This is a genomic window from Pseudomonas sp. (assembly GCF_037994325.1).
Lineage (GTDB): Bacteria > Pseudomonadota > Gammaproteobacteria > Pseudomonadales > Pseudomonadaceae > Aquipseudomonas.
This window is the reverse complement of the sequence record NZ_JBBNAH010000195.1, coordinates 1-7,084: the sequence shown is the minus strand read 5'-3', so window position 1 is coordinate 7,084 and position 7,084 is coordinate 1. Positions and strand designations below refer to the sequence as shown.

Genomic DNA, 7,084 nt, shown 5'->3' with positions numbered 1-7,084 from the left:
TTGATCGACTCCAGCACATCCACGCGGCTAAAGGCCACGCTAAACCAGTGCAAGGTAAAGCCCTGGGGCGGAAAGCTGAACGCCGACTGCTCGGTGTTAAAGGCGTAGATAAAAATGATCAGAATCGGGAAGTGCAAAAACACTAACCCGCCCCAGGCCGCGATTTTCAGGCCCCAGGAAGCGCGCTCAGAGTGCATCGAAAGCCCCCAGACGTTTAACGATGGAGAGGTAGATAGCGATCAGCACAATCGGCACCAAGGTAAAGGCGGCGGCCATCGGCATATTGCCGATGGAGCCTTGCTGGGTATAAACCATGTTGCCGATAAACAGCCCGGGCGGGCCCACCAGCTGCGGCACGATAAAGTCGCCCAAGGTCAGGCTGAAGGTGAAGATTGAACCGGCGGCGATACCCGGCACCGACAGCGGCAAAATCACCTGCATAAAGGTCTGCGTGGGCTTGGCGCCGAGGTCGGCCGAGGCTTGCAGCAAGGACGGCGGCAAGCGTTCCAGGGAGGCCTGGATCGGCAGAATCATAAAGGGCAGCCAGATGTACACGAAGACGAAAAAGCGCCCCAACTGCGAGGTAGAAAGGGTGCTGCCGCCCACGCCGGGAATGCCCAAAACAAACTGCAGCACCGGTGCCAGATGCAGTTGCTCAACAAACCACTGCACCACGCCGCCCTTGGCCAGCAGCAGGGTCCAGGCGTAGGCCTTGACGATATAGCTGGCCCACATCGGCATCATCACCGCGATATAGAAAAACGCCTTGGTCTTGCCCGTGGTGTAGCGCGCCATGTAGTAGGCGATAGGGAAGGCCAGTGCGGCGCTGGCGATCGACACGGCGATGGCCATGCCCAGGGTGCGCAAAATAATGTCGTAGTTGGCCGGCTCAAACAGCGCCAGCAGATTCGCCCAGGTCAGGTCCGGCGTGGCAGCCATGGCCATTTCGTCGTAGGTGTACACGCCCTGCCAGAGAAAGGTCAGCAGCGGAGCAAAATAGATCACCCCGAACCACAGCAGTGGCGGCACCAACAGCATGGCCAGGTACAGATTGGGCTTGCGATACAGCAGGTTCGACAGGCTGTGCAGCGGGCCGCCGGATGGCTGAGACGTCAGCGTAGTCATCTCACCGGCCCTCAACATCGGTCAACGCCACCATGGCCTCGCGCGCCCAACGCACGCTGACCTGCTGGCCCGCTTGCAAAGCCGGCGCGTTCTGTTGCCACTGGGTGTTGGCCTGGCTAACGCTAAGGTTCTGGCCGTTTTCCAGGCGCACTTCAAAGCGGGTCGCTGCGCCTTGGTACTGCACGTCGTGCAACAAGCCGGTGATGACCACGTCGGTGGCATCGGTTTGGCCATCTTCCAAACTGATATGTTCCGGGCGAATCGAGAAGGGCGCGGCGCTGCCAGTGAGCAACTGCGCCAGCTCGCCGCGCAGCACATTCGAGGTGCCGACAAACTCAGCGACAAAGGGCGTCGCCGGCTTCATATACAGGTTGCGCGGGGTGTCGACCTGCTCGATCCGGCCTTTGTTAAACACCGCCACGCGGTCCGACATCGACAGCGCTTCGGTCTGGTCGTGGGTGACGAAAATAAAGGTGATGCCCAGTTGGCGCTGGAGCTTTTTCAGCTCGCTTTGCATCTGCTCGCGCAGCTTTAAATCCAGCGCGCCGAGGGGTTCGTCGAGCAGCAAAACACGGGGGCGACAGACCAAGGCACGAGCCAGGGCCACTCGCTGGCGCTGACCGCCGGACAGTTGCACTGGCTTGCGTTCGCCATAGCCAGCCAACGCCACCATGGCCAAGGCTTCTTCGGCGCGGTTCAGGCGCTCGGTTTTGCCTACACCTTTAACTTTCAAGCCGTAGGCGACGTTGTCGCGCACGTTCATATGGGGGAACAGGGCGTAGTCCTGAAACACCGTATTGACGTCACGCTGATAGGGCGCCAGGCCCACGGCCTCGGCGCCATGAATGCGAATGGAGCCAGCGCTCGGTTGTTCAAAACCGGCGATCAGGCGCAAACAGGTGGTTTTGCCCGAGCCCGACGGGCCGAGCATGGAAAAGAACTCGCCATCCTGGATATCGATGGACACCCGGTCCACGGCCTTGACGTCGCCGAACACGCGGGACACATCGGTAAATTGCACTGCAAGGGTCATAACCAACACTCCAGGATAAAAGCCACCTGCCGCTGGGGCGGGTGTGAAGCGCAAACACATCTAGAAGAGGTAAGGGAGAGGGAAACGAAGTTCGCCACTCACACCCCGTCGTCCCTGCGAAGGCAGGGACCCAGGTGCGCAGTTCTATCGGCGCACCTGGGTTCCCGCCTGCGCGGGAACGACGGTGTTAGGGCGAGGGTTAACGCCCACCCATGATCGCAATGAAGTCCTGCGTCCATTTGGAGTACGGCACACACGCATCCTGGGTTTTGCACTTGGCCTGCGGTGTCTTCCAAAAGGCGATCTTGTCGAACTGGTCATAGCCGTTCACGGCGCAGCCTTCAGCCCCGAGCAGTTCGCTGGATTTGCACGCCACCGGCACCGCTGGCACCGAGCCAAACCACGCCGCTAGGTCGCCCTGCACCTTGGGTTCCAGCGACCAGTTGATCCACTTGTAAGCACAGTTGGGGTGCTTGGCTTCGGCGTGCAGCATGGTGGTATCGGCCCAGCCGGTTACGCCCTCTTTCGGGAAGGTGGTGGCAATCGGTTGACCTTCGCCTTTCAGCGCGTTGGCCTGATATGGCCAGGCGCTGGAAGCCACTACGCCTTCGTTTTTAAAGTCGCTCATCTGCACGGTGGTGTCGTGCCAGTAGCGGTGGATCAGGTCGTGCTGTTTGCGCAGCACATCCAGCACGGCGGCGTACTGGGTTTCGTTGAGCTCGTACGGGTCGTTGATCTTCAATTCCGGCTTGGCGGCTTTCAGGTACAGCGCGGCGTCGGCGATATAGATCGGGCCGTCGTAGGCTTGCACGCGGCCTTTGTTCGGCTTGCCGTCCGGCAGGTTTTGCGCGTCAAACAACACGCTCCAACTGTCCGGGGCTTTCTTGAACACATTGGTGTTGTACATCAGCACGTTCGGGCCCCACTGGTAGGGCGCGCCGTAGGTTTTGCCGTCGACCACATACCAGGGCGCATCTTTCAAACGGCCGTCGAGGGTTTTCCAGTTAGGGATCAGTTCGGGGTTGATCGGCTGCACACGCTTGCCGTAGATCAGACGCAGCGAGGCATCGCCCGAAGCGGTGACCAGGTCATAACCACCTTTGGTCATCAGGCTGACCATCTCGTCCGAGGTGGCAGCGGTTTTCACGTTTACTTTGCAGCCGCTGTCCTTCTCGAACTGGGTCACCCAGTCGTAGTTCTTATCGGTCTCGCCGCGTTCGATATAGCCGGGCCAGGCGATGATATCCAGCGCGCCTTCACCGGCGCCGACGGCTTTCAAGGTATCAGCGGCTTGCAGCGTGGCGCTGGCCAACAGGGTGGTGGTTAGCGCACTTAATAGAGCGGTTTTTTTCACGAACATTGGGTATCCCTCTTCTCTGTTTTATCGGGGCAGTTGAACGTCGTGGAGCAGTACTTCTTGTTATGTAACCGCTCGGTCGTAGGCCGGGCTGGTGTGGGTCTTAGGTAAATCGTCGTCAGTCGGTGAGTTGCCCATGCCGCGCCATGATGTGGCGTACCACGCTGTAGTCCTCCAGCGAGTCGCTGGACAAATCCTTGCCGTAACCCGAGCGCTTCAAACCGCCGTGGGGCATTTCGCTGACCAGCAGGAAGTGGCTGTTGATCCAGGTGCAGCCGTATTGCAAACGGGCCGCCACCTGCATGGCTTTATCGAGGTTTTGCGTCCAGATGGAGGAGGCCAGGCCATATTCGGAGTCGTTGGCCCAGTCCACGGCTTGGCTGAGTTCGTCGAAGCGCGTCACGGTGACTACCGGGCCAAACACTTCACGTTGCACGATCTCGTCGCTCTGTTTGCAGCCAGCCAGCAGGGTCGGTTGGTAGTAAAAGCCGGGGCCGGAATGCACCGCAGCGCCGGTCACCCGTTCGATATGTGGCTGGCCCAACGCGCGCTCAACAAAGCTGGCGACGCGATCACGTTGGCGGGCGCTGATCAGTGGGCCAATCTCGTTGTCGGTGTCGCGCTTGCGGGCAAAGCGCAGGCCGCTGACCGCTTCGCCCAGCTCGGCTACCAGGCGGTCATGGATGCCGGCCTGGGCGTAAATGCGGCAGGCGGCGGTGCAGTCTTGGCCGGCGTTGTAATAGCCGTAGGTGCGCACGCCCTCGACCACGGCCTTGAGGTCGGCGTCGTTGCAGACGATCACCGGTGCTTTGCCGCCCAATTCCAGGTGGGTGCGTTTGAGGGTTTTTGCCGCAGCCTGGAGAATTTTCTGCCCGGTAACGATATCGCCGGTCAGCGATACCATGCGCACTTTCGGGTGGCTAACCAAGTGGCTGCCAACGCTCTCGCCGCCGCCACAAATAATATTGATCACCCCAGGCGGCAACAGCTCAGCCAACACCGGCGCCAGGCTCAGAATCGACAGCGGCGTGTGCTCGGAAGGTTTAAATACCAGGGTGTTGCCAGCGGCTAGAGCGGGGGCGATTTTCCACGCGGCCATCATCAGTGGGTAGTTCCACGGGGCGATGGAGGCCACTACGCCAATAGGGTCGCGCCGCACCATGCTGGTATAGCCCGGCAGGTATTCACCCGCCAGTTGGCCGGTCTGACAGCGCACCGCACCGGCGAAAAAGCGGAACACATCCACCGCGGCATTTAAGTCATCTTGCCTCGCCAAGTGCAGCGGTTTGCCGCAGTTCAGGGCCTCAAGCTGCGCCAGTTGATCGGCCCGTTGCTCAATGGCATCGGCGATTTTTAGCAAGATGACTGAACGTTGTTGCGGTGTGGTACGCGACCACCCGGCAAAGGCGCGGTGGGCGGCGTGGATGGCGGCTTCCACCTGGTCGGTGGAGGCTTCGGCAATGCGGATTAAGGTGTCGCCCGTGGCGGGGTTGAGAATTGGCTCAACAAACCCTTCGCCGGCGACCAGGCGGCCGTCGATCAACAGTTCGCTATAAAAAGAGGGGGTTGGCGCCGCACCGGCCATTAGGTTCGCTCACTGTTGTTGTTCTCGGGCACCTCGGTGTAAATCACCTGGAAATGCCTTGATACGAATGGCAACAGAGACTAGTGGCGGGTCTTGTAGGCGACAAATTCTTAATACTGAACGCAGCGTTCGATTAAATAGATGGCCTGCGCGTATTCAGCTGTTCACGGGCCACGGTCAGGAACGGGTCTACCAACGCAGGCCGCGCCGTGCCTCGGCGCCAGGCCAGGCCGACGTCCAGCGTCTGGGTTAAATCCACCACCGCGCGGGCTTCGATAATGTCGCCTTCCAATGACCACGGCCGATAGGTCATATCCGGCTGAATAGACAGGCCCAAGCCCGCCGCCACCAGACTACGCACCGCTTCGGTAGAGCCGGTGCGCAAGGTGACATTGGGCTGCAAACCGGCGCGCGACCAGATGCGCTGGGCGTTCAGGCCCATCTCATCAACATTTAGCTGAATCATCGGCTCGTTAACGATATCCGCCAGGCTAATGCTGTCGTGCTCCAGCAACGGATGCTGGGGCGGCAACCATAGGCGCAGCGGCGAATGGGTAAGCACCTCGGTTTGCAAGGCGTGACGGTCTTCCAGGTTGGAGAGAATCAGCACGCCCACATCAATCTCGCCGCTGACCAGCAGATGCTCGATATACGGGCGCTCGTCCTCCATTACGCGGATTTCCACGTTGGGGTAGGCGCGCTGAAAACGGGTGATCAAATCCGCCAAGTAATAGCCGGCCACCAGGCCCGTCACGCCGATGGTGAGTTGGCCGGCCACCTGGTCGGTGCTCTGCTGCAAGCTGCGTTTGGCGTTATCCACCGTGGCCAAAATCAAATGCGCCTGGCGCAGAAACTGATGGCCCTGGTGAGTCAGCGACATGCCCTTGGCGTGGCGATTAAACAGACTGACGCCAATCTCCTGCTCCAATTGCTGGATCGCCAGGGTGAGCGTGGACTGGGAAATAAACACCGCCTGGGCGGCGGACGAGATCGAACCGGTCTCAGCCACCGCAATAAAATGGCGGATTTGGCGCAGGGTCATCATGGCGAGAAGGGCTCATCCGCAGGCGGGAGTCGCCAAATTGACATGAGTTTTATCGTTTGAGAAGACTCTATATCTATTAAATAGATAGATAGGTTTGCTCTGGCTTAAGCAACAACATCGATTTTGGCTGGAAGGAGGGCATTCCCCCCTACCAGCGTCGGCTCTGTTATCGGCTGGCCAAGGCGGGTTCAAAACGCCCATACCTGGCCGGTGCCGCTACGCATTGAGTGGTCAGCAGTGAGGCGCAGCGTAGGGTCATATCGGTGCCTACGTCGGTTGGCCCGGTGTGAATCGGCAACATACCCAGTAAGGGCTGCGCCGGCCCCTGGTCCCGCAGTAGCCGGGTAACGCTGTCAGCACTGCGAATAAGCGAGTGCTGCAGGCTGCTCAGGTCTTGCATCGGTCCGGGGTCGGCAGTCCAGACAAACGAAACTGGAGTCGTCAGTTTCTGGTTATGCCGAGGCCGGGCACTGTCACTTGCTTCCTGGGCTCTGTGTGAAAACAAGTGCAGGCCTGTGGCCGGACGGTGGTGAAGGGGTCAGACGGCGGTGCAAGAAAATCTTTAGCCGTAGCGCAATACGTGCTCCGCCCTCCGCTGGTTAGAACGCGTAGCGGTACTGCACGCCCACGCCATGGAATAGGTTCGCGGCCAACGCCGCTGCCGTGAGGAATGGGCACGACCTCTGGCAGTGGCGCTAGCCGCGAAGGCTTAAGCCGCCGGAGCCTCGCTTGCCGGGCTTTCAATGCAGGCTTGCAGGGTGGCTTTGGCGGCGCTGATCAGGAAGTTGCAGGCGTAGTCGACCTGCGCTTGTTGTGCATCTTTGGCGCCGTGACGTTGCAGCGTCAGGGATTCGGCGATATCGAGCAGGCTGTAGGCGCTGTCCAGGGCTTCGGTCACGCGGATGCCAGGTTGCACGGCGAAGAGTGGGCGTTTGTCAT

Annotated in this window: 7 protein-coding genes and 1 pseudogene; all 8 read right to left on the bottom strand. The window is 60.1% G+C overall.

The annotated features are described in order from the left end of the window. Positions 1 to 197 (bottom strand): annotated as a pseudogene (locus AAAB16_RS06530) (ABC transporter permease); the annotation flags it as partial. Further along, a complete protein-coding gene (locus AAAB16_RS06525) occupies positions 187 to 1,125 on the bottom strand; it encodes an ABC transporter permease (protein WP_340662608.1) in 939 nt (312 codons plus the stop codon). The pseudogene AAAB16_RS06530 and the gene AAAB16_RS06525, both read right to left, overlap by 11 nt. 1 nt (position 1,126) lies before the next feature. Further along, the gene (locus tag AAAB16_RS06520; RefSeq protein ID WP_340662607.1) at positions 1,127 to 2,158 is read right to left on the bottom strand and encodes an ABC transporter ATP-binding protein; all 1,032 of its coding nucleotides are present in this window, start codon (positions 2,156 to 2,158) and stop codon (positions 1,127 to 1,129) included. A 199-nt stretch (positions 2,159 to 2,357) separates the two neighbouring features. Beyond that, positions 2,358 to 3,518 (bottom strand): putative ABC transporter substrate-binding protein YdcS, encoded by a 1,161-nt coding sequence (ydcS, locus tag AAAB16_RS06515; protein ID WP_340662606.1) that lies wholly within the window; start codon positions 3,516 to 3,518, stop codon positions 2,358 to 2,360. Positions 3,519 to 3,633: 115 nt separating this feature from the next. Next, positions 3,634 to 5,100: a gamma-aminobutyraldehyde dehydrogenase gene (locus tag AAAB16_RS06510; RefSeq protein ID WP_340662605.1), complete on the bottom strand. Its 1,467-nt coding sequence runs from the start codon at positions 5,098 to 5,100 to the stop codon at positions 3,634 to 3,636. Positions 5,101 to 5,233: 133 nt separating this feature from the next. Then, entirely contained in the window at positions 5,234 to 6,145 is a 912-nt protein-coding gene (locus AAAB16_RS06505) for a LysR family transcriptional regulator (protein WP_340662604.1), read from the bottom strand. Positions 6,146 to 6,311: 166 nt separating this feature from the next. Continuing rightward, entirely contained in the window at positions 6,312 to 6,650 is a 339-nt protein-coding gene (locus AAAB16_RS06500) for a hypothetical protein (RefSeq protein ID WP_340662603.1), read from the bottom strand. Between the two features lie 204 nt (positions 6,651 to 6,854). Next, a partial coding sequence (locus tag AAAB16_RS06495; RefSeq protein ID WP_340662602.1) for a DUF3077 domain-containing protein occupies positions 6,855 to 7,084 on the bottom strand: 230 nt, incomplete at its 5' end.